The 23,937-nt window shown below is 69.3% G+C and carries 21 protein-coding genes, 1 tRNA gene and 2 rRNA genes; 16 read left to right on the top strand and 8 right to left on the bottom strand.

Features of this window, described 5'->3' with window-relative positions:
- From CRP50_RS17135 to CRP50_RS17125, 3 genes are all read left to right on the top strand, one after another.
- Nucleotides 1-308 (top strand): 23S ribosomal RNA (locus CRP50_RS17135); the annotation flags it as partial.
- 104 nt (nt 309-412) lie between these two features.
- Nucleotides 413-527: ribosomal RNA gene (gene rrf / locus CRP50_RS17130) — 5S ribosomal RNA — on the top strand.
- Nucleotides 528-603: 76 nt separating this feature from the next.
- Nucleotides 604-680: transfer RNA gene (locus CRP50_RS17125), tRNA-Met, on the top strand.
- A 937-nt stretch (nt 681-1,617) separates the two neighbouring features.
- On the opposite strand, the gene CRP50_RS17120 is transcribed toward CRP50_RS17125, so the two are convergent.
- Complete coding sequence (locus tag CRP50_RS17120; protein WP_097280388.1) at nt 1,618-2,376, bottom strand: SDR family oxidoreductase; 759 nt, start codon at nt 2,374-2,376, stop codon at nt 1,618-1,620.
- 102 nt (nt 2,377-2,478) lie between these two features.
- Here CRP50_RS17120 and CRP50_RS17115 point away from each other — a divergent pair, with 102 nt between their 5' ends.
- Nucleotides 2,479-3,423: an AraC family transcriptional regulator gene (locus CRP50_RS17115; protein ID WP_097280387.1), complete on the top strand. Its 945-nt coding sequence runs from the start codon at nt 2,479-2,481 to the stop codon at nt 3,421-3,423.
- Nucleotides 3,424-3,468: 45 nt separating this feature from the next.
- On the opposite strand, the gene CRP50_RS17110 is transcribed toward CRP50_RS17115, so the two are convergent.
- Nucleotides 3,469-3,870 (bottom strand): DUF6220 domain-containing protein, encoded by a 402-nt coding sequence (locus tag CRP50_RS17110; RefSeq protein ID WP_097280386.1) that lies wholly within the window; start codon nt 3,868-3,870, stop codon nt 3,469-3,471.
- A complete protein-coding gene (locus tag CRP50_RS17105; protein ID WP_097280385.1) occupies nt 3,870-4,439 on the bottom strand; it encodes an NAD(P)H-dependent oxidoreductase in 570 nt (189 codons plus the stop codon). The genes CRP50_RS17110 and CRP50_RS17105 overlap by 1 nt, the downstream gene beginning before the upstream one ends.
- 148 nt (nt 4,440-4,587) lie before the next feature.
- On the opposite strand from CRP50_RS17105, the gene CRP50_RS17100 reads away from it, so the two are divergent.
- Nucleotides 4,588-5,475: a LysR family transcriptional regulator gene (locus CRP50_RS17100; protein WP_097280384.1), complete on the top strand. Its 888-nt coding sequence runs from the start codon at nt 4,588-4,590 to the stop codon at nt 5,473-5,475.
- Between the two features lie 29 nt (nt 5,476-5,504).
- On the opposite strand, the gene CRP50_RS17095 is transcribed toward CRP50_RS17100, so the two are convergent.
- A complete protein-coding gene (locus tag CRP50_RS17095; RefSeq protein ID WP_217992064.1) occupies nt 5,505-6,425 on the bottom strand; it encodes a LysR family transcriptional regulator in 921 nt (306 codons plus the stop codon).
- Between the two features lie 114 nt (nt 6,426-6,539).
- Here CRP50_RS17095 and CRP50_RS17090 point away from each other — a divergent pair, with 114 nt between their 5' ends.
- Together CRP50_RS17090 and CRP50_RS17085 are read left to right on the top strand one after the other, a co-directional pair.
- Nucleotides 6,540-7,262, top strand: a complete 723-nt coding sequence (locus CRP50_RS17090) for an SDR family oxidoreductase (protein ID WP_097280382.1) — start codon at nt 6,540-6,542, stop codon at nt 7,260-7,262.
- 108 nt (nt 7,263-7,370) lie between these two features.
- Nucleotides 7,371-7,688 (top strand): Atu4866 domain-containing protein, encoded by a 318-nt coding sequence (locus CRP50_RS17085; protein WP_097280381.1) that lies wholly within the window; start codon nt 7,371-7,373, stop codon nt 7,686-7,688.
- 21 nt (nt 7,689-7,709) lie between these two features.
- On the opposite strand, the gene CRP50_RS17080 is transcribed toward CRP50_RS17085, so the two are convergent.
- Genes CRP50_RS17080 through CRP50_RS17070 form a run of 3 tightly spaced genes read right to left on the bottom strand, consistent with a single transcriptional unit; the run spans nt 7,710 to nt 11,193 of the window.
- Nucleotides 7,710-8,915 carry an FAD-dependent oxidoreductase gene (locus tag CRP50_RS17080; RefSeq protein ID WP_097280380.1) on the bottom strand — a complete coding sequence of 402 codons (1,206 nt, stop codon included), beginning with the start codon at nt 8,913-8,915 and terminating at the stop codon, nt 7,710-7,712.
- Complete coding sequence (locus CRP50_RS17075) at nt 8,912-10,399, bottom strand: M81 family metallopeptidase (protein ID WP_176525231.1); 1,488 nt, start codon at nt 10,397-10,399, stop codon at nt 8,912-8,914. Before CRP50_RS17075 ends, CRP50_RS17080 begins: the two co-directional genes overlap by 4 nt.
- A 14-nt stretch (nt 10,400-10,413) precedes the next feature.
- Nucleotides 10,414-11,193, bottom strand: coding sequence for an IclR family transcriptional regulator (locus CRP50_RS17070; protein WP_176525230.1), 780 nt, complete (start codon nt 11,191-11,193; stop codon nt 10,414-10,416).
- Nucleotides 11,194-11,404: 211 nt separating this feature from the next.
- On the opposite strand from CRP50_RS17070, the gene CRP50_RS17065 reads away from it, so the two are divergent.
- From CRP50_RS17065 to CRP50_RS17035, 7 genes are all read left to right on the top strand, one after another.
- A complete protein-coding gene (locus tag CRP50_RS17065) occupies nt 11,405-12,955 on the top strand; it encodes an ABC transporter substrate-binding protein (RefSeq protein WP_097280377.1) in 1,551 nt (516 codons plus the stop codon).
- Nucleotides 12,956-13,036: 81 nt separating this feature from the next.
- Entirely contained in the window at nt 13,037-13,954 is a 918-nt protein-coding gene (locus CRP50_RS17060; RefSeq protein WP_176525229.1) for an ABC transporter permease, read from the top strand.
- 2 nt (nt 13,955-13,956) lie between these two features.
- Complete coding sequence (locus tag CRP50_RS17055; protein WP_097280376.1) at nt 13,957-14,850, top strand: ABC transporter permease; 894 nt, start codon at nt 13,957-13,959, stop codon at nt 14,848-14,850.
- Nucleotides 14,847-15,869 (top strand): ABC transporter ATP-binding protein, encoded by a 1,023-nt coding sequence (locus CRP50_RS17050; RefSeq protein ID WP_097280375.1) that lies wholly within the window; start codon nt 14,847-14,849, stop codon nt 15,867-15,869. Before CRP50_RS17055 ends, CRP50_RS17050 begins: the two co-directional genes overlap by 4 nt.
- Complete coding sequence (locus CRP50_RS17045) at nt 15,866-16,837, top strand: ABC transporter ATP-binding protein (protein WP_097280374.1); 972 nt, start codon at nt 15,866-15,868, stop codon at nt 16,835-16,837. The genes CRP50_RS17050 and CRP50_RS17045 overlap by 4 nt, the downstream gene beginning before the upstream one ends.
- 228 nt (nt 16,838-17,065) lie before the next feature.
- Nucleotides 17,066-18,955 carry a sigma-54-dependent Fis family transcriptional regulator gene (locus CRP50_RS17040; protein ID WP_097280373.1) on the top strand — a complete coding sequence of 630 codons (1,890 nt, stop codon included), beginning with the start codon at nt 17,066-17,068 and terminating at the stop codon, nt 18,953-18,955.
- Nucleotides 18,956-19,125: 170 nt separating this feature from the next.
- Nucleotides 19,126-20,949: a flavin-containing monooxygenase gene (locus CRP50_RS17035; protein WP_097280372.1), complete on the top strand. Its 1,824-nt coding sequence runs from the start codon at nt 19,126-19,128 to the stop codon at nt 20,947-20,949.
- 60 nt (nt 20,950-21,009) lie between these two features.
- Here the strand turns inward: CRP50_RS17035 and CRP50_RS17030 are convergent, their stop codons facing one another.
- Entirely contained in the window at nt 21,010-21,798 is a 789-nt protein-coding gene (locus CRP50_RS17030; protein WP_097280371.1) for a DeoR/GlpR family DNA-binding transcription regulator, read from the bottom strand.
- Nucleotides 21,799-22,018: 220 nt separating this feature from the next.
- On the opposite strand from CRP50_RS17030, the gene deoC reads away from it, so the two are divergent.
- Nucleotides 22,019-22,690, top strand: coding sequence for a deoxyribose-phosphate aldolase (gene deoC, locus CRP50_RS17025; protein ID WP_097280370.1), 672 nt, complete (start codon nt 22,019-22,021; stop codon nt 22,688-22,690).
- A 154-nt stretch (nt 22,691-22,844) separates the two neighbouring features.
- Nucleotides 22,845-23,891 (top strand): autoinducer 2 ABC transporter substrate-binding protein, encoded by a 1,047-nt coding sequence (locus CRP50_RS17020; protein ID WP_097280369.1) that lies wholly within the window; start codon nt 22,845-22,847, stop codon nt 23,889-23,891.
- Nucleotides 23,892-23,937: the final 46 nt, after the last annotated feature.

Here is a 23,937-nt window from a genome sequence, read left to right as displayed (position 1 = left end):
CTGGGTTTAGAACGTCGTGAGACAGTTCGGTCCCTATCTGCCGTGGGTGTAGGACGCTTGAGAGGATCTGTCCCTAGTACGAGAGGACCGGGATGGACGTACCTCTGGTGTACCAGTTGTCGCGCCAGCGGCACCGCTGGGTAGCTATGTACGGACGGGATAACCGCTGAAAGCATCTAAGCGGGAAACCCACCTCAAAACCAGGCGTCCCTGAGAGCCGTGAAAGACCATCACGTCGATAGGCCGGGTGTGGAAGTGCAGCAATGCATGCAGCTAACCGGTACTAATCGCTCGATAGGCTTCGATCACCGCCCGCAGCGGCAAATCCGCCGCCGGGCCGTACGATCACAGCGCTCCCCGCCACCAACTACAGTCACCGCTTCACACGGTTGCCCGTTTCGCGCTTCGACGACCCGGTGGTCATGGCGTGGGTGCCACTCCCGATCCCATCCCGAACTCGGCCGAGAAACCCCACAGCGTCGATGGTACTGCGTCTCAAGGCGTGGGAGAGTAGAACGCCGCCGGGTCTTCCAAGCGCGAAACACACCGCAACCGCACACCACAATGACCTACACGATGTCCCCCGAACACCCCACACCCTGCCGCGGGGTGGAGCAGCCCGGTAGCTCGTCAGGCTCATAACCTGAAGGTCGCAGGTTCAAATCCTGCCCCCGCAACCAATTAGCCCGTTAGGCCTATGGCTTGGCGGGCTTTTTCGTGTGTGCCCGCTGGGGAAGCGCTCAAGGCGAATTCCGTCGGCATTGCCTGGCAGACTGGGAGTGACTCACAACTCGAAGCCTCCGCACGCGGCGGCTCCGCGCCAGGGCTCACACCGGCCACGCCAATCGGCCTGGTGCCGCGCGGCGTGAAGGTGCTGGCGCCGGCACTGACGCTGGCGGCGGTGCATCTGCTGGCCCTGCTGGTGGAGCACCTCCACGGCGACGACCGGTGGCGCCTCGGCCGCTTGCGGGTGGTGCCGAGTGACGCTCGGCTGGCGGCGATGATGGCACCCTGCGAGCGCGGCATCCGCGGCCTGATGAGCCTGCTTGAGGCCAACCGCTGGATCGTCGCCACTACACCGCCAGCAACTGCCGCAGCCGTCCGCAGGCCGGGATCGGCTCGGCACCCGTGGCGGCGAGGCTGGCCGACCTGCGCGAGGCCGTCGCATGGGGGGCTAAGGAGGGCAGGGAGGCCCGGCGGCAGGCCGACACCGAGCGGCCGGATGGGCGGACAGAGTAGTCAGGGGTGCCGGATGAATCCGTCCATCTGAAAATCCTAAAGTGGACCTCCCAAGCCTTCGCCTTCCGTACCGCCCGCCGAGGTCGGAGCCATCGACGAGCTGGTGACCCTCGTACCGCAGGCCTCGCCGCGGCTCCGGGCGTTGCTCTCAGCTTGCGACCTGATCGACCAGCAGCGCCCGCGACCACCGCCGCCGGTTTTGAACCGGCTCACGGTGGCCGTGGGCGCTTTCGTGCGTGAGGTGGGGGTGTCCAGCGGGCCTGGACGAGGCCTTCGTCCGGCATGGATGGGCGGCCCTGGCGGCCGCCGTGGTGGTGATGGAAAGACACGGAGTGACGCGCCGGGCCGGCTATCTGCGCTCCCTGCTTCCAAGCATGTTCAACCGGCGTTTCGGCCGGAGTCACGGAACCATGCTTCGGCGTCTGCCCCGGCAGGCAGCAGCATCGGCGCATCGCCATCGGTGACGGCGCGCCAGACCGCATCCGCCACATCCTTGGCCTGGGTCTTCTCCGCCGCAGTCCGAAGCGTCTGAAAATAGGCCTGAACGAAGGACTCGTAGGGAGCGGGCACGGTCATGCCCATGCGCGCCACGGCATTCTTGCCGAAGGACGTCTCCGGCGCGCTGCCGGGCAGCACCAGCCGGGCGCGGACGCCGAATTCAGCCGCCTCCAGAGCGAAGCTCTCCGTGAACGCATTCACCGCCGCCTTGCTGGCCGAGTAGATCGACAGCGCGGGCAAATTTCGTAGCGTGACGCTGGAGCTGATGTTGACGATCACGCCGCTGCGGCGCGCCCGCATCGTGGGCATCACAGCCTGCGTCATCGCCATGGTGCCGAGGACATTGGTCTCGAACAGCTCCCGGGCCTTGGCGATCTCGGACCCTTCCAGCACGTTCAACATGCCGACGCCGGCGTTGTTGACCAGCGCGTCGAGGGGGCCGGCCGCCTCCAGCGCGGCGTCGATGCTCTCGCGCCGGATCACGTCGAGCGGCAGGACGCGCAGGCGGTCGGATGCCGGTAGCCCGTCGGTTGACGGGGTCCTCATGGTGGCGACGACGTCCCAGCCTTCTGCGAGAAAACGCGCCGCGATGGCCTGGCCGAAGCCGGAGGAACAACCGGTGATGAGGATGCGGGGCATGGGGATCTCTCTCCTGTTTCTGTCCAAGCGAGAGATAGACGCGAACGTCCGGACCTTCTATATCTGAACGTCCGAAATAATCCATCGAAAGTCCAGGCCGGCATGCTCGACACCCCGACGGATGCGCTTTCCAGCGTCGTCGCCCTGCTGAAGCCTCGGCCCTCCGTCGCGAAAAGGGTGGAGGCGAGCGGCCAGTGGCAGGTCGAGCGGACCGACATGGCGAGCCCGTTCTATGCCGCGATCGTCGAGGGGCGTTGCCGCCTGACGGTCAGGGGGCGGGCGGAGGTCCTGCTGCAGGCAGGCGACTTCGTCCTGATCCCCGACCTTCACGGCTTCACCATGTGCAGCGAGATCCCCCCGCCGGCGGGCGTGGCGCGTCTCCCGATCGAAACGGGGCCGGGCACGTTTCGCCTCGGATCCGCCGAGACGCCCGTCGACCTGCGGGCACTGGTCGGTCACTGCCGGTTCGCTGCCGCGGGGAGGGCGCTTCTCCTGTCACTTCTGCCAGAGATGATCCACCTGTCCGGACACGACCGGCTCATGGCGCTCGTGCCCGCGATCCACGAGGAGACCCGCTCCGACCGGCCGGCCCGGGGCATGATCCTGGAGCGGCTTCTCGAAGTCCTGATGATCGAAGCACTGCGGTCGAGCCCGGGGCCGGAGCGGTCGCCGGGTCTGCTTCGGGGATTGTCCGATCCGCGACTGGCGGCGGCGCTGCAGCGGATCCACACCGACACGGCCGGCGCGCTGTCCGTCGCGACGCTCGCCCGCGATGCCGGCATGTCGCGCTCGTCCTTCTACGAGCGCTTCCAGCACGCCCTCGGCTGCGCGCCCATGGAATACGTGACGGCATGGCGGATGGCCGTGGCGCGCGATCTGCTGCTGCGCGGCGGGCTGACCAACGGGGAGATCGCCGAGCGGGTGGGCTACGGGTCGGCCAGCGCGTTCGGCCTGGCCTTTGCGCGACACGAGGGCGTATCTCCGGGCGTCTTCGCCGCGCGAAACACCGGTGCCGGTGCGCTTCCGGACCACCGGGGCGGCGCTTAGGGCTGCTGCCGAGGGGGATCGCGGAGAGGCGGAAATGGACGTCTCTCAGTCAAGGCTCGCCTTGCCGTGTTCGACTTCCGCGAAGAGAACGACGCTCGCTACGAGCACGAGCGCGCCATTGAACGGGTGGTAGGCAAGCAACGAGGGATCACCGCCAGCCGCGAGCGCGACCTGCACGAGGTAAGACGCGACAAGGCTGCCGGCCCACCATGCCAGTGGGCGCAGACGCGCGACCAGAACGGCCCCCGCAAAGATCGCGAATGCCGGAACGCCGAGGGCGGCCCCCACCACCACATGCATTTCAAACCCCGCATCCTCGAACAGACCGAACCCAGCCAGGAGGAATTGCATCAGAACCCCGAGGGGCATGATCCGGATGCAGGTCGCGAACCAAACGGGCGTCTTGCCCGGTGGGCGGATCAGGCCGCCGTGCGGATGAAGCGCCATCACGCCGCCTCGCGGGCAGAAGACACGCCTGCAAAGCTGCCGAGGGCTTCCCGGTAGCGGTCACCCGCGGCGGCGAGTTCGGCATCACTGCGGTCATTGGCGCGATAGAGGAGGAACGGCTCGCACCAGGTCATCGCGAACCGGAGGGCCGTCGTGCGCAGCGGCGCGAGGAGTTCCGGAACGGTGATGCCGTTCCGCCCCTCCGGTCGATAGGTTTCCTCTTCCGCTCCCATGGTCGTGGCGACCATGAGGGGCTTGCCTTCGAGCGCCGCTCCCTCGGTCGCGGGATGGATGTAGCCCATGCGGGTCAGGACCGTATCCTGCCACGACTTCAGAAGCGCCGGCGTCGAATACCACTGCATGGGGAATTGAAGGACGACGCGGGCGGCGGCCATCAGACGCTGCGCCTCTGCCTCGCCGTCCCGGATCATGTCGAGGCCGCCCGGATGGCATCCGTACATGTCGACGATCTCGACATCGAGGTTGGACCACGCCGCCTCGATCAAGGCGGCATTCGCGCGGGATCGAGCAAAGTTCGGATGGAAGAGAAGGATGATGGTTCTGGACATGAGGAGTCTCCGGTTTGGCGAAGGTCCCGACGACGCGCGACCGGCCGGAATGCCCGGGCGCGGTGAGGGGTAGAGGCGACGCACCGAACTCTGGACCTCGCCGCTGAACTCTTCCAATCGATATTCTGACTATGCGATTATCGATCCCATGAATTTACGGTCGATCGATCTGAACCTCCTCGTCGTCCTCGACGCCCTCCTCGACGAAGCGCACGTGAGCCGCGCCGCCGATCGTGTCGGCCTCACGCAGTCGGCGGCATCGGCGGCGCTGCAACGGTGCCGGCACATCTTCGACGACAGGCTTCTCGAGCGGGGCCGGGGAACGATGCGCCTGACCCCGAAGGCCGAGAGCCTGCGTGTACCGCTCAAGGCCTGGCTGGCCGCCGCCGCCGACATGATCGATCCCCCCGAGACGCCTTTGGCCGAGATCGAAACGGTCATGCGGCTCTGCATGGCGGATCTTCCGGCCATGCTGGTGATCGAGCCACTCCTGAGCGACCTGGCAGCATCCGCCCCCGGCATCGATCTCGTCCTGCAACCCTGGCACGGCGTCGATGCGGCGAGGCGAGCTTTGGCAGAAGGCACGACGGACATCGCCGTCTCCGTCTTCCCGGCAACCGACGATGATCTGCACGTGGAGCCGTTGAGCCACGAAACCTACGTCGTCGTGATGCGTGACGATCATCCGTCGGCGCAGGACTTCACGTTGGAGCGTTGGCTCGCCCTCTCGCACATCATCGTTTCCGGACGCGGCGATACGCGGACCCCGGTCGACGCAACGTTGGCGCGTCGGGGCCTCCGGCGGCGTATCGGGCTGGTTGTCCCGACGTTCGGAATGGTGCCGCCGCTTCTGCGCTCCAGTTCGATGGTGGCGTTGCTGCCGCGGCGGATCGTCGACGGAACGACGGGCCTTACGGCCTTCGAGCCGCCCATCGACACCGAAGGGTTCACCCTGTCTCTGGCGTGGCATAGCCGACGCAGACGGGATCGCGCTCTGCGGCATGTCGCCGAGCTGCTCGCAGCCCTGTTGCGCTGACCGCCGCTCGATCGCGGGCGGGATCAGGATCAGGTGGTTCGGGCAGGACGGTCGACGGCCTCCGTCGGGAGCCGGAAACGCCTCACATGGTCCACCAGCGCCCGCAGTTTGGGGGGCATGTTGCGCCGCTGCGGGAAATAGAGAAAGAACCCCGGAAAGGGCGGCAGGAACTCTTCCAGCAATGGGACGAGAGACCCGTCGTCGAACTGCTCGCGCAGGCACTCCTCCGGCGCGAAGGTGATCCCGGCGCCCGCAAGGGCCATCCGGATCATCAGGCGCAGGTCGTTCGTGGTGAACACCGGGTTCACCGCCACGTCGAACGGCTGGCCGTCTTCGACGAATTCCCAGCGGTGGGGGGCAAGCTCCGGCGCGCGGCGCCATCCGATGCAGCGGTGATCGACCAGATCGCGGGGATGGGCCGGCGCACCATGCCGGGCCAGATAGGCCGGAGAGGCGGCGGCGCGTTCCTGCTGCTCACCGCCGACCGGCACGGCGATCATGTCTTTCTCGATGACCTCGCCCAGCCGGACCCCGGCATCGAAGCCATGGGCGACGATGTCGAATTCCTCGTCCGTCACTGTCACGTCCACGGTCACATGCGGATGGGCCGCCATGAAATCCGCCAGAAGCGGGCCGGCGAGGAAAGGCTCGGCGATCGAGGTCGCCGTCAGCCTGAGGTGGCCGCGCGGCGCGTCCCGCGCCCCCGCGGCTTCCAGTGCGCTGCCGATTTCGGTCAGCGGTGCCTGCAGCGCGCCGACGAGATCCGCGCCCGCCTCGGTCAGGCGGACCGAGCGGGTGGTGCGGACGACGAGGGCCATGCCGAGCTGGTCTTCGAGCCGCCTGATGGCCTGGCTGACGGCCGAGCGCGTGACCCCCATCCGGTCGGCGGCGGCGCGAAAATTCCGTTCTTCGGCAACGGCGAGCAGAAGCGGAAGAAGGTTGAGATCCATGGTCACTGTCCAACGCTGCTAACCATGGCATCAATAGAAAGGCATCTACACGCGACACTCAAGCGCTGCCACCTTTTCCCCGGACGCAAGAGGACCTGACGCAAGGAGTTGCACATGGACAAGGTCATTCTCATCACCGGCGCTTCGAGCGGGATCGGGGAAGGCATCGCGCGCGCCCTCGGGGCCGCCGGTGCGAAGCTGCTGCTCGGCGCAAGGCGCACCGACCGGCTTGCCGCGATCGCCGAGGAGATCAGGTTCGAAGGCGGCACCGCCGAGTTCCGCGCGCTGGACGTCACCCGTCGCGAGGACATGGCCGCCTTTGCCGCCACCGCCCTCGACCTCTGGGGCCGCATCGACGTGCTGGTGAACAACGCCGGGGTCATGCCGCTGTCGCCCATGTCGGTGGGCAAGCATGACGAGTGGGAGCGCATGGTCGACGTGAACATCAAGGGCGTGCTCTGGGGCATCGGCGCGGTTCTTCCCGCCATGGACCGGCAGAACGCCGGCCAGATCATCAACATCGCCTCCATCGGCGCCCTGAACGCGGTGCCGACGGCGGCCGTCTACTGCGGCACGAAATTCGCCGTTCGGGCGATCTCGGACGGGTTGCGGCAGGAAAGCCCGCATATCCGGGTGACCTGCGTGAACCCGGGGGTCGTGGAAAGCGAACTGGCGCAGACGATCACCCATGAAGAGACCATGGCCTTCATGGAGGAATATCGCGCCGTCGCCCTTCAGCCTGCCGATATCGGCCGGCTCGTGCGCCATATCGTCGAAAGCCCCGAAAACGTCGGCGTGAACGAGATCACCGTGCGCCCGCAGGGGCAGCAGGGATGAGCGGCGACCGCCGTTTTACCTCCCATCACATCCCCGAAGTGACCCGATCCGGGGGGCGCGCTTTTACAGGGCGCCCCCTTCCACCCTCCTCGGATGGACGAGACAGAGATGCAGAAAACACTTGCCTCCGCCGTGGCCCTGGCCCTTCTCGGGCAACCGTCCGGCGCGGCTTCCGAAAGTGCTCAGCCCAGTCACCCCTATGTCGGGATGTGGCACACCGACGACGACAGAGTCCGCCATGAACTGTTGCCGAACGGGCGCTACGACGAGGCGCGCGGAACGCGCGAAAGTGCCTACCAGGGTCGTTACGAAGTGGACGGGAGTTACATCCAGTACTGGGATGATACCGGCTTCACCGCCGATGGAGTCTTCGTTGATGAAAACACGCTGCACCACGCAGGCATGATCCTCCGGCGACAGCCATGAAGCCTCGCCGGCGACGCCGACCTAAGCCAGCGCCTGCAACAACCGCTCCGCCGACGCACAGGCCAGCGTCCAGCCGAGGTGGCCGTGGCCGGTGTTGTAGTAGAGCCCGTCGAGCCCCGACGGCCCGATGAGCGGTGTCGACGAGGGCGTCATCGGCCGGGTGCGGGCGGCGAAGTCGGCGGTGGCGTGGTCGACCACGCCGGGGAACATTTGCTCGACGCCCTCCGACAGCATGGCGAAGTCCTTGGCCGTGCCGGTCAGGCCGCGGCCGCCGAACTCGGCCTTGCAGGCGAGGCGCAGGCGGTCGCCGAGGCGGCAGAAGGCGATGAAGCGGTCCTCGTTGGCGCCGCCCATGGCGGGGGCGCCCGCCGGGTTCTTGATGCGGTAGGTGACCGAATAGCCCTTCACCGGCAGGATCGGCACATCGAGCCCGACGGCGGCGCCGATGTCGCGGCTCTGGCAGCCGAGCGACAGCACCACCGCATCCGCCGCGTGGCGGGCGCGGTCGGTGGTGGCGCCGGTGACGCGACCGCCGGTGACGGTCAGGCCGCCGATGGTCTCGCCCAGGTGGAAGGTGACGCGGCCGGTCGCCCGGCACAGGTCGGCGAGCGCCTGGGTGAAGCGGCGGCAATCGCCGGTCTGGCAGCCGGGCGAATGGATGGCGCCGGCGATGGGCGTCGTGCTGTGGGCGAAGGCGGGTTCCAGCGCCAACAGCTCCGCCCGGTCGAGCTGGTGCAGCGGCCAGCCGAGATCGCGCAGCACGCCGAAGCCGGCGAAGGCGTCGCGCAGCGTCGCCTCCGTCTCGTAGGCATAGACGACGCCGCGCCGGGCATGATCGAAGGCGATGCCGGTCTCGGCGATCAACTCCTCCAGCAGCGCCAGCGAGCGGGTGGCCAGGTCCAGCTTGGTCCGGCTGTTGGCGCGGTGGCGTTCGGCGGGGCACTGGGCGAGGAACCGGCCGTACCACGCCCAGTCGGAGGGCCGGGCGGTCGGCACCACCCGCACGCCCCATTCGGGATGCAGCAGCGACCGGGCGAAGCGCAGCGGCGCGCTCGGCGCGGCCCAGCTGAGGGCATCGCTCGGCGTCAGCAGGCCGGCGTTGGCGTAGCTGGTTTCGCCGGCCGGCTCGGGCTGGCGGTCGACGACGGCGACGGTGTGACCGGCGCGCGCCAGATACCAGGCGGTGGTGACGCCGACGACGCCGGCGCCGAGGACGAGCACCTTCATGGCTGCGGCGCCTCGACGGCGGTCAGGCCGCCGGGGCGGTTGGCCTCGCTGCACAGGGCGCCGGCATCGACCACCAGGATTTCCGACGCCAGCGGGGCGAAGGCAGCGCGGAAGTGCTGCATGGACTTCACCACCACCACGTCGAGCGCCGCCGGCGCGATGCCGGCGTGGGTGAAGGTTTCGATCTCGGTGCACTGCACGCGCTTGGACGAGACCAGGATGTCGACCGTCCCGACCCGGAACACGACGGTGTCGCCGAAGTTCATCTTCACCCCCTTCCACCGCGGCCCGCCGCCGACGAAGGTGCCGTCGGTCTTGCGCACCACCGTGCCGGTGACGGTCAGGGGCGGGCCGAAGGCGGGGTCGATCTTGCCGCCGATGGGCAGCGTCGCCGTCTCCCCCTCCGGCACCGACCACAGGGTGCGCACGGCGTCGGGGTCGTAGAGGGTGCCGTAGGCGCAGCGGCCGACGTCGGCGGCGAGCACCGCCTCCAGCAGGCGGGTGGCGTCGCCATAGGCGCCGCCGCCGGGATTGTCGGAATAGTCGGCCACCACGATGGGCCCGTCGAGCGGCGCGGCGTGGCGGGCAGCCACTCGCTCCATGGCCTGCTGCGGCGACAGGAAGGTGCAGGAATTGTAGCCGCGGGTGTCCCAGATGTGGCGCACGAAGCGGTCGGCGACGGCGGTGTGTTCGGGCCGCGTCCCGTCGCAGGTCAGCACCACCGACGGCCCCGCTTCGGGCAGGATGGAATGGATGAAGCCGGCCTGCAGGCTGACGCACAGCACGCCGTCGTCACCGCCGGCCTCGACCTCGTCGGCCATGCGCAGGGCGGCGGTCATGGGGCCTTCGGCGGTGGTGCGGCCGTCGTCGAGCCCGGTGAGCGTCGGCGCGCGGTCGAGCAGCAGGCGGGGCGCGATCTCGCGCCGCATCGCCCGGTCGAGCAGCCCGGCGGCCCGGCGGGCGGTGTCGGCCTGGTCGATGTGCGGATAGGTGCGGTAGGCGCACAGGATGTCGGCGCCGCGGCACATCTCGGGCGTCACGTTGGCGTGCAGGTCCAGCGTGATGGCGATGGGAATGCCGGCCGTCACCACGCTGCGCAGGCGGGTGAGCAGGCGGCCTTCGGCGTCGTCGTGGCTGGTGGTCGACATGGCACCGTGCAGGAACAGCAGAACGCCGTCCAGCTGCCCCTGCGCCAGGGCGTCGCGGCAGGCGTCGGTGAGGATGCCGGCGCAGGTCTCGAAGGTGTCTTCGTCCACGCGGCCGCCCGGCGTCGCCCAGGCCGCCAGCGGCGTGCGGACCGTCCAGCCGAGATCGGCGACGGCGCGCGTCAGGCCGCCGAATTCGGTGCTGGTGGCGCCCAGGCGCGGCAGCACGGCGTCGTCGCGCAGGAAGATGCTGTCCTCGAAGTTCCGGCGCGTCGTGGGGATGCGCGAGAACACGTTGGTTTCGTGGCCGAACATGGCCGCCAGCACATGGAACGTCATCCGGATTCCCCGTTCTAGAGTTTTGCCGCCGAGCAGGCGGAGGAGACCGACCGCGCCGTCTCCGTGACCACGGTGACAAGCTCGTCGCGCACCCGGTCCACCGTCCATTCGGGCATGTAGACAGGCATGCTGACGGCGGCGACGGCGGTGCCGCCGTCGCCCAGGACCGGCGCGGCGACGCCGACTTCCTGCAACAGCAACTGATTGCTGGTGATGGTGTAGCCGTCGTTCCGGGCCGCCGCGACCTGCGCGCGGATAAGGTCGGGGTCGGTGGTGGTATGGGGGGTGATGGCGGCGGGCTGCCACCCGGCCAGCACGGCCTCCAGGTCCTCCGGCGGGCGGAACGCCAGCATGACCAGCCCGGCGGCCGTGTTGAGCGCCGGCTGGCGGACGCCGATCAGGGTGGTGTCATAGGCCTGGCGGGCGTGCGGGATGCGCGTCTTGTAAACGATGTGCACGCCGTCCAGCACGCTCAGGTTCACGGTGGTGTCGAAGGTGCGCGCGACCTCGATCAGGCGCGGCATGGCCAGTTCCACCAGGCGGTCCTGGATCAGGTAGGCGAAGGCCATCTCCAGCATGCGCATGCCGGGGCGGTAGCGCCGGGTGTCGTCGTCGCGCTCCAGGAAGCCGAGCTTGAACAGCGTGTGGCACAGGCGCTGCGCCGCGCTTTTCTCCAGGTCCGTCCGTCGCGCGATGTCGCTGAGGCCGAGCGGCGTGTGGACGCCGCGGAACAGCTCGATGATGCGCATGCCCTTTTCCAGGGTGCCGACGAACAGCGGGTCCTTCTTGTCCATGGGCGGAGTTCCGATCCAGAGAAGCGCCTGCCGGAACCGGCGAGCGGGGTGCGGGCGTGCCGTGCCGGCCAACCGGCTTGACAGCGTTCTGTATGCCATCCATCATAGTTTAATTCAAGGTATCAATATTCAATACAAAAGACACGCATGGCAATGAACTGCGTGCGGTGCCTCGGAGGCCAGTGCCCGATCGTCACAGGGAGACATCAGAATGAAATTCCTGAGCCATTGCTCGACCGCCACGGCGCTTGCCGCCGCTGCTGCCGCCGCCGTCCTGGCGGCTCCCGCCGCCCAGGCGGGGAAGGCAGACAATTCGCTGGTGTGGTCGTCGAATGCCGAGGTCACGGCCGTCGACCCGTTCTTCGATACCTCGCGCGAGGTCATCGTACTGGCGCAGCACGTCCACGACGGGCTGGTCTACTGGGACCCGGCGACCGGCGACTACCTGCCCCTGCTGGCCAGCGCGTACCGCTGGGTCGACAGCCGCACCCTGGAATTCGATCTGCGCCAGGGCGTGACCTTCCACGACGGCTCCAGCTTCGGCCCCGAGGACGTGGCCTACACCATCAACTTCGGTGCGGATGAAGCCAACGGCGTCCTCAACTACGGCGACATCAAGTGGCTGGACCGCGCCGAGGTGGTGGATGCCGACACCGTCCGGATCCTGCTGGACGAGCCGTTTCCCTCGGCGCTCGCCTACCTCGCCCTGACCCTGCCCATCCTGCCCGAGGGTCACTATGACGCGGCTCCCGTCGGTACCGACGGCAAGAAGCGCTATCAGGCGGTGCCGCCGGTGGGCACCGGCCCCTACAAGGTGACGTCGTTCAAGCCCGGCGACCACGTCGACATGGTCGCGAACGGCGACTACTTCGCCGACGGCCCCAAGGGCAAACCCGCCATCGAGCGCCTCACCTTCCGCACCATCACCGACGACACCACCCAGATCGCCGAGCTGATGACCGGTGGCGTCGACTGGATCTGGGGCATGTCCACCGATCAGGCGCAGATGCTGAAGCAGGCGCCCAACCTGACGGTGCTGAACGCGCCCACCATGCGCATCAGCTACCTCACCTTCGACATCAAGGGCTCGGCCGGGTCCGACGCCTTCACCAAGCCGGAAGTGCGGCGTGCCTTCGCCCATGCGGTGAACCGCGAGAACATCGCCAAGAACCTGATGGGCGAGAGCAGCCAGGTGATCGCCGCCGCCTGCCATCCGACGCAGTTCGGCTGCGCCGCCGACATCGCCGGCTATGACTACGACCCGGCCAAGGCCCGCGCCCTGCTGGCCGAGGCGGGCTATCCCGACGGCCTGACGTTCGAGTTCTATGGCTACCGCGACCGCCAGGTGGCGGAAGCGATCGCCAGCGATCTGGCGGCGGCGGGCATGAAGTCCGACCTGCGGTGGCTGAAGTATGCCGCCCTGCGCGACATGATCCGCGAGGGCAAGGTCGGGGTCGCCAACATGACCTGGGGGTCCAGTTCCATCCCCGACGTCTCGGCCATCACCAGCTACTTCTTCGGCGGCGGCCCCGACGATCCGGCCAAGGACCCGGAGGTGATGGCGATCATCGCCCGCGGCGACAGCGCCACCGACCCCGCCGAGCGGCGGGCGGCCTATGCCGAGGCGCTGGCGAAGATCGCCGAGGCGGCCTATTGGGTGCCGCTGTTCACCTACACCAAGAACTACGCCTTCTCGGCCGATCTGCAATTCGCGCCGACGCCCGACGAACTGCCCCGGTTCTTCCGGGCCAGCTGGAAGTAACCTGACGGGGCGGGGAGGCCGGCGCATCGGCCGCCTCCCCCTCCGGCTTCTTACGAGTTGGCGACAAAGAGGGGCGATGCCGTGGCAGCCTTCGTGACCAAGCGCCTGGCGCTTGCTCTGCTGGTGGCGATCTTCGTATCGTCGATCAGCTTCAGCCTGATGTTCCTGACCGGCGATCCCGCCATCGCCATTGCCGGCGAAGGGGCGACCGAGGCCGATATCGAGGTGATCCGCCGCACCTTCGGGTTCGACCGGTCCTTCGCCGTCCAGTACTGGGACTGGATCTCCGGCGCCGCCAGCGGCGACTTCGGGCAGAGCTTCTACTTCAACCAGCCGGTGGTGGAACTGCTGGCCGAACGCATGCCGGTGACGGCGACGCTGGCCGTCTTCAGCATCGGCTTCGCCCTGCTGCTGGCGCTTCCGCTGGGCATCCTGGCGGCGGTGAAGCGCAATTCCCTGGCCGACCGGCTGTCGCTGGCGCTGGCGACGGTGGGGCAGGCGACGCCCAGCTTCTGGCTGGCGCTGATGCTGATCGTCCTGTTCGCGGTCAACCTGCGCTGGCTGCCGGTGTCCGGGGCCGACACGCTGGCGCACTTCATCCTGCCGTCCATCGTGCTCGGCTATTACGCCTCGCCGTCCATGATGCGGCTGACCCGCGGCGGCATGATCGAGGCGCTGCGCTCGGACTACATCCGCACCGCCCGTGCCAAGGGCATGCTGCCGCGCACCATCATCCTGAAGCACGCCCTGCGCAACGCCGTCCTGCCGGTGGTCAGCGTCGCGGCGGTGGAGTTCGGCTTCATCCTCGGCGGCTCGGTGGTGGTGGAGAGCGTGTTTTCGCTGCGCGGCATCGGCTACCTGGCGTGGGAGAGCATCGGGCGCAACGACTTCCCCACCATCCAGGCCATCATCCTGGTCTATGCCATGATCTACGTCTGCCTGACCTTCCTCGCCGATGTCCTCAACGCCTGGATCGATCCGCGCATAAGGGTGGCCTGACCATGACGACAGCCTACACGATTCAAGACGTCGCCGGCCCGTCGCCGCGCAGCCTGATGTGGCGGCGAATCACCGGCCATGTCGGCCTGATGATCGGCCTCGGCGGCCTTGCGGTGGTGGTGGCGGTGGCGCTGCTGGCGCCGTGGCTCGCCCCGCACGACCCCTATGCCCAGGACCTGTCGCGCCGCCTGGTGCCGCCGGTGTGGGCGGAGGCTGGCAGCTGGGCCCACATCCTCGGCACCGACGCGCTCGGCCGCGATTACCTGTCGCGCCTGCTGTACGGAGCGCGGGTGTCGTTGCTGATCGGTTTCTTCGCGGCCCTCGGCTCGGGGTTGATCGGCACCACCCTCGGCCTGCTCGCCGGGTATTTCGGCGGGCGGGTGGACGCGGTGGTCAGCTTCCTGGTTTCGGCGCGGCTGGCCCTGCCGGTGGTGCTGGTGGCGCTGGCGGTGGTGTCGCTGTTCGGCGGCTCGCTGACCGTGGTGATCGTGGTCCTGAGCCTGCTCTTGTGGGACCGCTTCGCGGTGGTGGTGCGCTCGGCCACCAAGCAGGTGCGCGCCAACGACTACATCAAGGCCGCCCGCGCCGTCGGCTGCAGCACCGGCCGCATCCTGGTGCGCGAGGTGCTGCCCAACCTGGGGAGCACGCTCGCGGTGGTCGGAAGTCTCGAGGTGGCGCACGCCATCCTGCTGGAATCGGCCCTGTCCTTCCTCGGCCTCGGGGTGCAGCCGCCGACGCCGTCGTGGGGCCTGATGGTGGCGGAGGGCAAGGGCATGATCTTCTTCGACGCCCGTCTGGTCGCCATTCCCGGCGCCGCCATCGCGCTGCTGGTGCTGTGCATCAACCTGATCGGCGATGGCTTCCAGGACGTGGTCGCACCGCAGGGGGCGTCATGACGAACCGTACCGAACCCCTGCTGACGGTCGAGGACCTGTCGGTCTCCATTCCCGTGCCCGCCGGCATCCTGTCCGCCGTGCGCTCGGTGAGCTTCACCCTCGATCGCGGCGAGACGCTGGGCATCGTCGGCGAGTCCGGCTGCGGCAAGTCCATGATGTCCATGGCGATCATGGGCCTGCTGCCGCGCCATGTGACCGTGCGGGCCGAGACGCTGCGGTTCGAGGGCATGGACCTGCTCGGCCTGCCGGAGCGCCGCCTGGCGGACCTGCGCGGCGACCGCATGGCGATGATCTTCCAGGAGCCGATGACGGCGCTCAACCCGCTGCTGACCATCGGCGAGCAGCTGATGGAGACCTTCCGCCGCCATCGCGCCGCCGGCCGCCGCGAAGCGCGCGAGAAGGCGCTGCACCTGCTCGACCGTGTCGGCATCGCCTCGGCCGAGCGCCGCCTCGGCCAGTATCCGCACCAGCTGTCGGGCGGCCTGCGCCAGCGGGTGATGATCGCCATGGCGCTCATGTGCGACCCCGACCTCATCATCGCCGACGAACCGACGACGGCGCTCGACGTCACCATCCAGGCGCAGATCCTCGCCCTGCTGGCCGAGCTGCAGCGCGAGAGCGGGGCGGCCATGATCTTCGTCAGCCACGATCTCGGCGTCATCTCGCGCGTCGCCGACAAGGTGAGCGTCATGTATGCCGGCAGCGAGGTGGAGGGCGGCAGCACCGCGCAGGTGTTCGGCACCCCCGCCCATCCTTATACGCAAGGCCTGTTCCGTTGCCTGCCCAACAGCGGGCTGGTGGCGCGCGGGGCGCCGCTCGGCTCCATTCCCGGCGTGGTGCCGTCGCTGATCGGCGACGTGTCGGGGTGCATGTTCCGGCCGCGCTGCCCGCTCGCCCGCGATGCGTGCCTGGAGGCCGTTCCCGCCGCCGCCGTCGCCGACGGGCACCGCGCCCGCTGCGTCGCCCTGGCCGATGCGGCCGCGGCCGCTCCCCTCGTGCAGGAGGCTTCGGCGCCATGACCCGTCCCGGCGACCCGATCATGAAGATCCGCGACGTCACCCGGACCTATCAGGTCTCGCAGGGGCTGTTTCGCGGCCGCCGGCCGCTGCAGGCCCTGCGCGGCATCACCCTCGACATTCCCAAGGGCCGGGTGCTCGGGCTGGTCGGCGAGTCCGGCTGCGGCAAGAGTACGCTGGCGCAGATCCTGCTCGGCCTCGACCGGCCCACCGGCGGCGAGATCCTGTTCGAGGACCGGCCCATCGCCGACTACGGCCGCAAGGTCTTCGGCAGCCGCATCCAGCCGATCTTCCAGGACCCTTATTCGTCGCTCAATCCGCGCAAGACGGTGCGCCAGCTGATCGAGATGCCGCTGGTGGTCCACGGCAACCGCGACAGCGCCGACCGCGAGCGCCGCGTGCGGCGGATGCTGGATCTGATGGGGATGCCGTCGCGCGTCATCGACGCCTACCCGGCCCAGATGTCGGGCGGCCAGCGCCAGCGCATCGCCATCGCCCGCGCGCTGGTGACCGAGCCCGACGTCGTCATCTGCGACGAACCGACCTCGGCGCTCGATGTGTCGGTGCAGGCGCAGGTGCTGAACCTGCTCATGGACCTGCGGGCGGAATTCGACCTGACCTACCTGTTCATCAGCCACGACCTCGGGGTGGTCGAGCATATCTCCGACCGGGTGGCGGTGATGTACCTCGGGCAGATCGTCGAGGAGGCGGACGCGGAAACCCTGTTCCGGGCGCCCGCGCACCCCTACACGAAGGCGTTGCTCGCCTCGATCCTGGTGCCCGACCCGCACCGGGGGCCGCCGTCGGTGCCGCTGAAGGCGGTTCAGCCGGACGCCATGAACCTGCCGTCCGGCTGCGTCTTCCACCCGCGCTGCGCCGAGGCCGTCGCGACCTGTTCCGTCACCGCACCGGACGAAAGCGTCGTCGGCGATCACCGCACCCGCTGCGTCGTCGGGCTGCCCTCGCACTGACCGGCCGCCGCGGGCGTGTCCCCAATGGATGGAACACGCCCGCGGTGCGGCGTCATCGGGCGGCGGCGATCGGGAGCATGCCGAACCCGACCCCTCGGGCGCATCGAATAGGGCCGTCACAGCCGGTCGGCGGTCGGATGGGGCCTTTGGACCTTCTTTCTTGTGGTTGAAGGGCGCGCATCGCTCCGGCACCGTCAGGGGAGACGGTGATTCGGCGGGAGGCGCGCCATGGCCACGGGCATCGACCACATCCGCGAACTGGAGAGCGTCGCCCTCGGCGCGCCCTCGCGTCGGGACGCGGTGGTCCTCGGGTCGTGGCGGCGCTGCCTCGACGATTACCGGCTCGATCCGGCGCGGGCCTGCGAGGCCTATATCGTCCCGCGGTCGCGCCTGCGTGAGCACCGCGAGCGGGCGGAGGGTCTGATCCGCACCGCCCGAGGCGGCATCGAGACGCTGCACCAGCAACTCGCCGGGCTCGGCTACGTCCTTCTCCTGTCCGACGACCGCGGCGTCACGGTGGACTTCATCGGCGACCCGGCCTTCGACGGCGCCCTCCAGAAGGCGGGGCTCTACCTCGGCTCGGAGTGGTCGGAGCGGCGCGCCGGCACCTGCGCCGTCGGCGCCTGCCTGGTGACCGGCGAGCCGCTGACCATCCACCAGTCGGACCACTTCGACGTCACCCACGTCCCGCTGACGTGCAGCGCCGCCCCCATCTACGACAGCCTGGGGAATCTGGCGGCGGTGCTCGACGTCTCGGCGCTGCGCTCGGCGGAGGCCAAGACCAGCCAGAACCTGGTGCTGCACATGGTCAGCGCGACGGCGCGGCGCATCGAGCTGGCGACCCTCATGGCGCAGGCCCGCGGCGAGTGGGTGATCCGCTTCTCGCGCTCGCCCGAGTTCATCGAAGTCGATCCCGACGGCGCGGTCGCCGTCGACGGCAGCGGCTGCATCACCGCCACCACGCACCTGGCGCAGCGCATGCTCTGCGAGGCGGTGGGGCAGGGCGCGCCCGGTGCCGCCGGCGGCGGCGTCATCGGGCGGCGGTTGTCGGACTTCCTCGACGTCGACCCCGACGACCTGCCGTCGCTCACCCGCAGCCGCGCCGCCCGCGACCGCCTGGTGCTGACGCGCGGCGGCGGCGCCGTCTTCGCCCATGCCATCGCGCCGCAGCCGGTGGTCAGCGCGCCCCAGCGCCGCCCCGTCGCCTCGCCGCTGGCCGAGCTGTCGGGCGGCGACGCGGTCATGGACGCGGCCATCGACAAGGCCTTCAAGCTCAGCCGCACCGACCTGCCCATCCTGATCTGCGGCGAGACCGGCAGCGGCAAGGAGCGCATGGCGCGCGCCATCCACGAGTGCCGCGGCCGGCGCGGCCGCTTCGTCGCCGTCAACTGCGCGGCGATCCCCGAAAGCCTCATCGAGAACGAACTGTTCGGCCACGTGCCGGGCGCCTTCACCGGCGCCGTCGGCGGCGGCCACAAGGGGCTCATCCGCGAGGCCGACGGCGGCACCCTGTTCCTGGACGAGATCGGCGACATGCCGCTGGCGCTGCAGGCCCGCCTGCTGCGCGTCATCGCCGAGCGCGAGGTGGTCCCGGTGGGCGGCGCGCGGCCCGTGCCGGTGGACCTGCGCATCGTCTCCGCCACCCACCGCGACCTCGCCGACCTGGTGCGGCAGGGGCGGTTCCGCGAAGACCTCTACTACCGCCTGTCCGGCGCAGAGCTTGCGCTGCCGGCCTTGCGGGCGCGCTCCGACTTCGAGTGGCTGGTGCGCCGCCTGCTGCCGGCCGGGCGGGTGGTCGGCGAAAGCGCGCGCCTCGCGCTCATCCGCCACGACTGGCCGGGCAACATCCGCGAGCTGGTCAACGCCCTGCAGTTCGCCGCCGCCATGGCCGGCGACGGCGCCATCGAGGCCGCCGACCTGCCGGAGACGGTGCTGGCGCGGCGGGCGGTGCCCGTCGCCGCCGCGGCCGAAGACGCGGACGACGAGCTGGCGGCGGTGCTGGCGGCCTGCGGCTGGAACGTGTCGCAGGTGGCGCGGCGGCTCGGCGTCGACCGCACCACCGTCCACCGGCGCATGAAGCGGCTCGGGCTCGTGCCGCCCAACCGCCGCCACACCTGAGGCGTCCTGTGGCGCCACACCTGTCGCAGCCGGAGGCCGTCAGGAGCCGGTGAGCCGCAGTCTTCCGTCGCGATCCTCCTGGCACGGCGCGTGCTGATGGCGGGGTGGGCCTAACCGCCCGCCCACCATCACACGAGCGGCACACAAGCCGCCGCCATGGGAGGATCTGCATGACCACGCTGCTCGACAAGACGCGAACCGCCCCGGCCACCCCGCGCGACACCGTCGCCCGCTGGCTGGCCGACTTCGAGATCGCCCTCGCCGCCGGCGACGCGGCCGGCGCGACGGAGCTGTTCGCCGACGTCTGTTTCTGGCGCGACCTCGTCACCTTCACCTGGAACATCAAGACCGTGGAGGGCAAGGCGGACGTCCGCGCCCTGCTCGACGCGACCCTCGCCCACACCGGCCCGCACGCCTTCGCCATCGACGAGGAGCCGACGGAGGCCAATGGGGTCACCGAAAGCTGGTTCACCTTCGAGACCGCCGTCGCCCGCGGCCGCGGCCTGCTGCGCCTCAAGGACGGCAAGTGCTGGACCATGCTGACCGCCATCCAGGAGCTGAAGGGGCACGAGGAGCCCCTGCGCACCCGCCGCCCCAAGGGCGCCAAGCACGGCGCCGACCGCAATCGCCGCACCTGGCTGGAGGAACGCGAGGCAGAGGCGCGGGAGCTGGGCTATACGACGCAGCCCTACGTCGTCATCGTCGGCGGCGGCCAGGGCGGCATCGCGCTGGGGGCGCGGCTGCGCCAGCTGGGCGTGCCGACCATCATCGTCGAACGCAACGAGCGGCCGGGGGATTCCTGGCGCAAGCGCTACAAGTCGCTCTGCCTGCACGATCCGGTCTGGTACGACCACCTGCCGTACATGGACTTCCCCGCCAACTGGCCGGTCTTCGCGCCCAAGGACAAGATCGGCGACTGGCTGGAGATGTACGCCAAGGTCATGGAGCTGAACTACTGGGGCTCCACCACCTGCAAGTCGGCCACCTACGACGAGGCCGCCGGCACCTGGACCCTGGTGGTCGACCGGGCCGGGGAAGAGGTGGTGCTGCGGCCGCGGCAGATGGTGCTGGCCACCGGCATGTCGGGCAAGCCCAACATCCCGCAGATCAAGGGCATGGACCGCTTCCAGGGCGACCAGCACCACAGCTCGCGGCATCCCGGCCCCGACGCCTACGCCGGCAAGAAGGCCGTGGTCATCGGCTCCAACAACTCGGCGCACGACATCTGCGCGGCGCTGTGGGAGGCCGGGGCCGACGTCACCATGGTGCAGCGGTCCAGCACCCACATCGTGCGGTCGGAGCCGCTGATGGAATACGCGCTCGGCGACCTTTACTCGGAGCGGGCGGTGGCCGCCGGCATCACCGCCGCCAAGGCCGACCTGATCTTCGCCTCGGTGCCGTTCCGCATCATGCACGAGTTCCACAAGCCCGTGTACGACCGCATCCAGGAAGAGGACAAGGTCTTCTACGACGGCCTGCGCAAGGCCGGCTTCATGCTCGACTTCGGCGAGGACGGCTCGGGCCTGTTCATGAAGTACCTGCGGCGCGGCTCGGGCTACTACATCGACGTCGGCGCCTCGCAGCTGGTGGTGGACGGGCAGATCAAGCTGAAGAGCGGCGTGGAGGTGGACGAGATCCGCGAACACGCCATCGCCTTCTCCGACGGCACGGAGCTGCCGGCCGACCTCATCGTCTACGCCACCGGCTACGGCTCCATGAACGGCTGGGCCGCCGACCTGATCTCGCAGGAGGTGGCGGACAAGGTGGGCAAGGTGTGGGGCCTCGGCTCCGACACCCGCAAGGACCCCGGCCCGTGGGAGGGCGAGCTGCGCAACATGTGGAAGCCGACGGCGCAGGAGGCGCTGTGGTTCCACGGCGGGAACCTGCACCAGTCGCGCCACTACTCGCTCTACCTCGCCCTGCAACTGAAGGCGCGGTACGAGGACATCCCGACGCCGGTCTACGGCCTGCAGGAGGTGCATCACCTGTCGTGACGGCGGTCCGCTGAGTCGGACCGGGCGGGGCGCTGCTCCGTCCGGTCCGGCCGCGTCGGGTCAGCCGCGGCCGGCGCCGGGGGAGGCGGTCAGCAGCCGGCACTTCGCGTCGGCCACCAGGTCGCGGCCGGCGGCGTTCAGCGCGTCGTCGCAGCAGACGGTGTCGAAGCGGTCGAGGCCGGCGAAGAACACCGGCTTCACCACGTCGAACTTGCTGGAATCGACCACCAGCACCTTGCTCACCGCGTTGCCGATGGCGGTCTGCTTGACGGCGACCTCGTGGAAGTTGGAGCAGCTGACGCCGAACGCCGCATGGATGCCGCCGGCCGAGATGAAGGCCGTGTTGATGCCGATGCCGCGCAGGGTCTCCAGCGACTCCGGGCTCGAGAACGATGCCGACGAGCTGTGATAGAGCCCGCCGAGCATCACCACCCGCACCCCCGGCTTCTTGCACACGATCTCGGCCACGTTCATGGCGTAGCACACCACCGTGATGCCGCTGTTGGGCGGGATCCGGCTGGCGAGATGCGGGATCGTCGTGCCGCAATCGAGAAAGATGGTCTCGCCGGGCTTCAGCAGCGTGGCCGCCGCGTCGCAGGCGGCCCGCTTCAGGGGCGTGTGCGAGTCGCGCTCGCGGTCGAGGATGTAGCCCATGCTGCCGGGCGCCTCGCCGGCCGCCATGATGTAGCCGCCGAGGTAGGTGACGCAGCCGTCGCAGGCCGCGATGTCGCGGCGCACCGTCATTTCCGACACGTCGAGCAGGCGGGCCGCGTCCTTCAGGCGCAGGAATCCGCCGGCCGCCAGGGCGGCCTGCAACTGGTCCAGGCGGTGCTTCCTCTGTTTCGACATGGCAGCCTCGCGTTGTCGGAAAGGGCCGGACCGGCCGTCCGAGCCCCGGATTCTGCGGTGTTCGAGGGCGAGCCTCCGCCCGAAGCGTAAGCCGCCCTCCCGCAGGAATGGTTTAACCTTGACGTAAGTCGCGTCAACGTGAAACCATCATATCAAGATTTGTTAGGATGATAACATCCAACGTGGCCCGGCGATCCCCCGCGCCGGCCGGGAGTAGAAAATGTCTGAGCATCCCGTCGCCCCCGCGCCGGCCGATCTGGCGCGTTACATCGATCACACGCTGCTGCGCCCCGACGCCCAGCCCGCCGACGTGGTGCGGCTGTGCGACGAAGCGCGCGCGCACGCCTTCAAGGCGGTCTGCGTCAACCCGCTGTTCGTGCCCCTGGTGGCCGAGCGTCTCGCCGGGTCGGGCGTCGCGACCTGCGCCGTCATCTGCTTCCCGTTCGGCGCCGACCCAACCGCCATCAAGGCGGCGGAAGCCGCGTGGGTGGTGGAGCAGGGCGCCCGCGAAGTCGACATGGTCATCCCCATCGGTCTGCTGAAGGCCGGCGACGCCGACGCCGTGCGCGCCGACATCGCCGCCGTGAAGCAGGCCTGCGGCGACGCGCTGCTCAAGGTCATCCTGGAGACCGCGCTGCTGACCGACGACGAGAAGGTGCTCGCCTGCCGTCTGTCGCAGGAGGCCGGGGCCGATTTCGTCAAGACCTCCACCGGCTTCGCCGGCGGCGGCGCGACCGTCGCCGACGTGGCGCTCATGCGCCGCACCGTCGGCCCGGACATGGGCGTGAAGGCCTCCGGCGGCGTGCGCACCACGGCCGATGCCCTGCGCATGATCGAGGCCGGCGCCTCGCGCATCGGAGCCAGCGCCAGCGTCGCCATCATCGGCGGCTGACGCGCCTTTTCCGGCGGCGGCCCGTTCCGTCCGTCCGCCCGGCCGCGTGCCGCAGCGCCACGGAACCGCAGAACCGGCACCAACAACCGGCCGGCGCGCCACGGTCTTAGGGGACCGCTTCACTTAAGGGCACGACTTCCAAGGGAGTTCCGTCATGAAGAAGCTTCTGTCATCGCTGATGATCGCCGGCGCGCTGGCCGCCGGCCCGGCGCTCGCCGCCGACCCGGTGGAAACGCCGGACGCCGTCAAGACCCTCACCTCCGAGGCGACGGGCAAGACCTACTCCATCGCCACCGTCGTGAAGGTGGACGGCATCGCCTGGTTCGACCGCATGCGCGACGGCGTCAAGCAGTTCGGCGCCGACACCGGCCACGACACCTGGATGGTCGGCCCGAGCCAGGCCGACGCCGCGGCGCAGGTGCAGCTGGTCGAGAACCTCATCGCCCAGGGCGTCGACGCCATCGCCATCGTGCCGTTCTCGGTCGAGGCCGTGGAGCCGGTGCTGAAGAAGGCGCGTGACCGCGGCATCGTCGTCATCGCCCACGAGGCGTCCAACATCACCAACGCCGACTTCGTCCTGGAAGCCTTCGACAACAAGGCCTACGGCGCCAAGCTGATGGAAGTGCTGGGCGAGTACATGGGCGGCGAGGGCAAGTACATCGCCACCGTCGGCAGCCTGACCTCCAAGTCGCAGAACGAGTGGATCGACGGCGCCATCGAGTACCAGAAGCAGCATTTCCCGAAGATGGAAATGGTCACTAACCGGCTCGAGACCTACGACGACGCCAACACCGACTACAACAAGCTGAAGGAAGTGCTGACGACCTATCCCGACCTGAAGGGGATCGTCGGCGGTCCGATGCCGACCTCGGCGGGCGCCGGTCGCCTGATCGCCGAGCGCGGCCTGAAGGACAAGCTGTACTTCGCGGGCACCGGCCTCGTGTCGGTCGCCGGTGAGTACCTGGCCAACGGCAACATCCAGTACATCCAGTTCTGGGATCCGGCCGTCGCCGGCTATGCCATGAACATGCTGGCCGTGATGGCGCTCGACGGCAAGGCCGACCAGATCAAGGCCGGTCTCGACCTCGGCCTGCCCGGCTACACCGACCTGTCCGCGCCGGAAGGCAGCAAGGGCAACCTGCTGTACGGCCAGGGCTGGGTCGGCGTGACCCAGGAAAACATGGACAAGTACGACTTCTGAGCCTGACCGCGGGGCGCGGAGGCGCCGGCTTCACCGCCGGTGCCTT

It is taken from the genome of Caenispirillum bisanense (genome assembly GCF_900230255.1).
GTDB lineage: Bacteria > Pseudomonadota > Alphaproteobacteria > Rhodospirillales > Rhodospirillaceae > Caenispirillum > Caenispirillum bisanense_A.
This window is presented reverse-complemented; position numbering and strand designations above follow the sequence as displayed.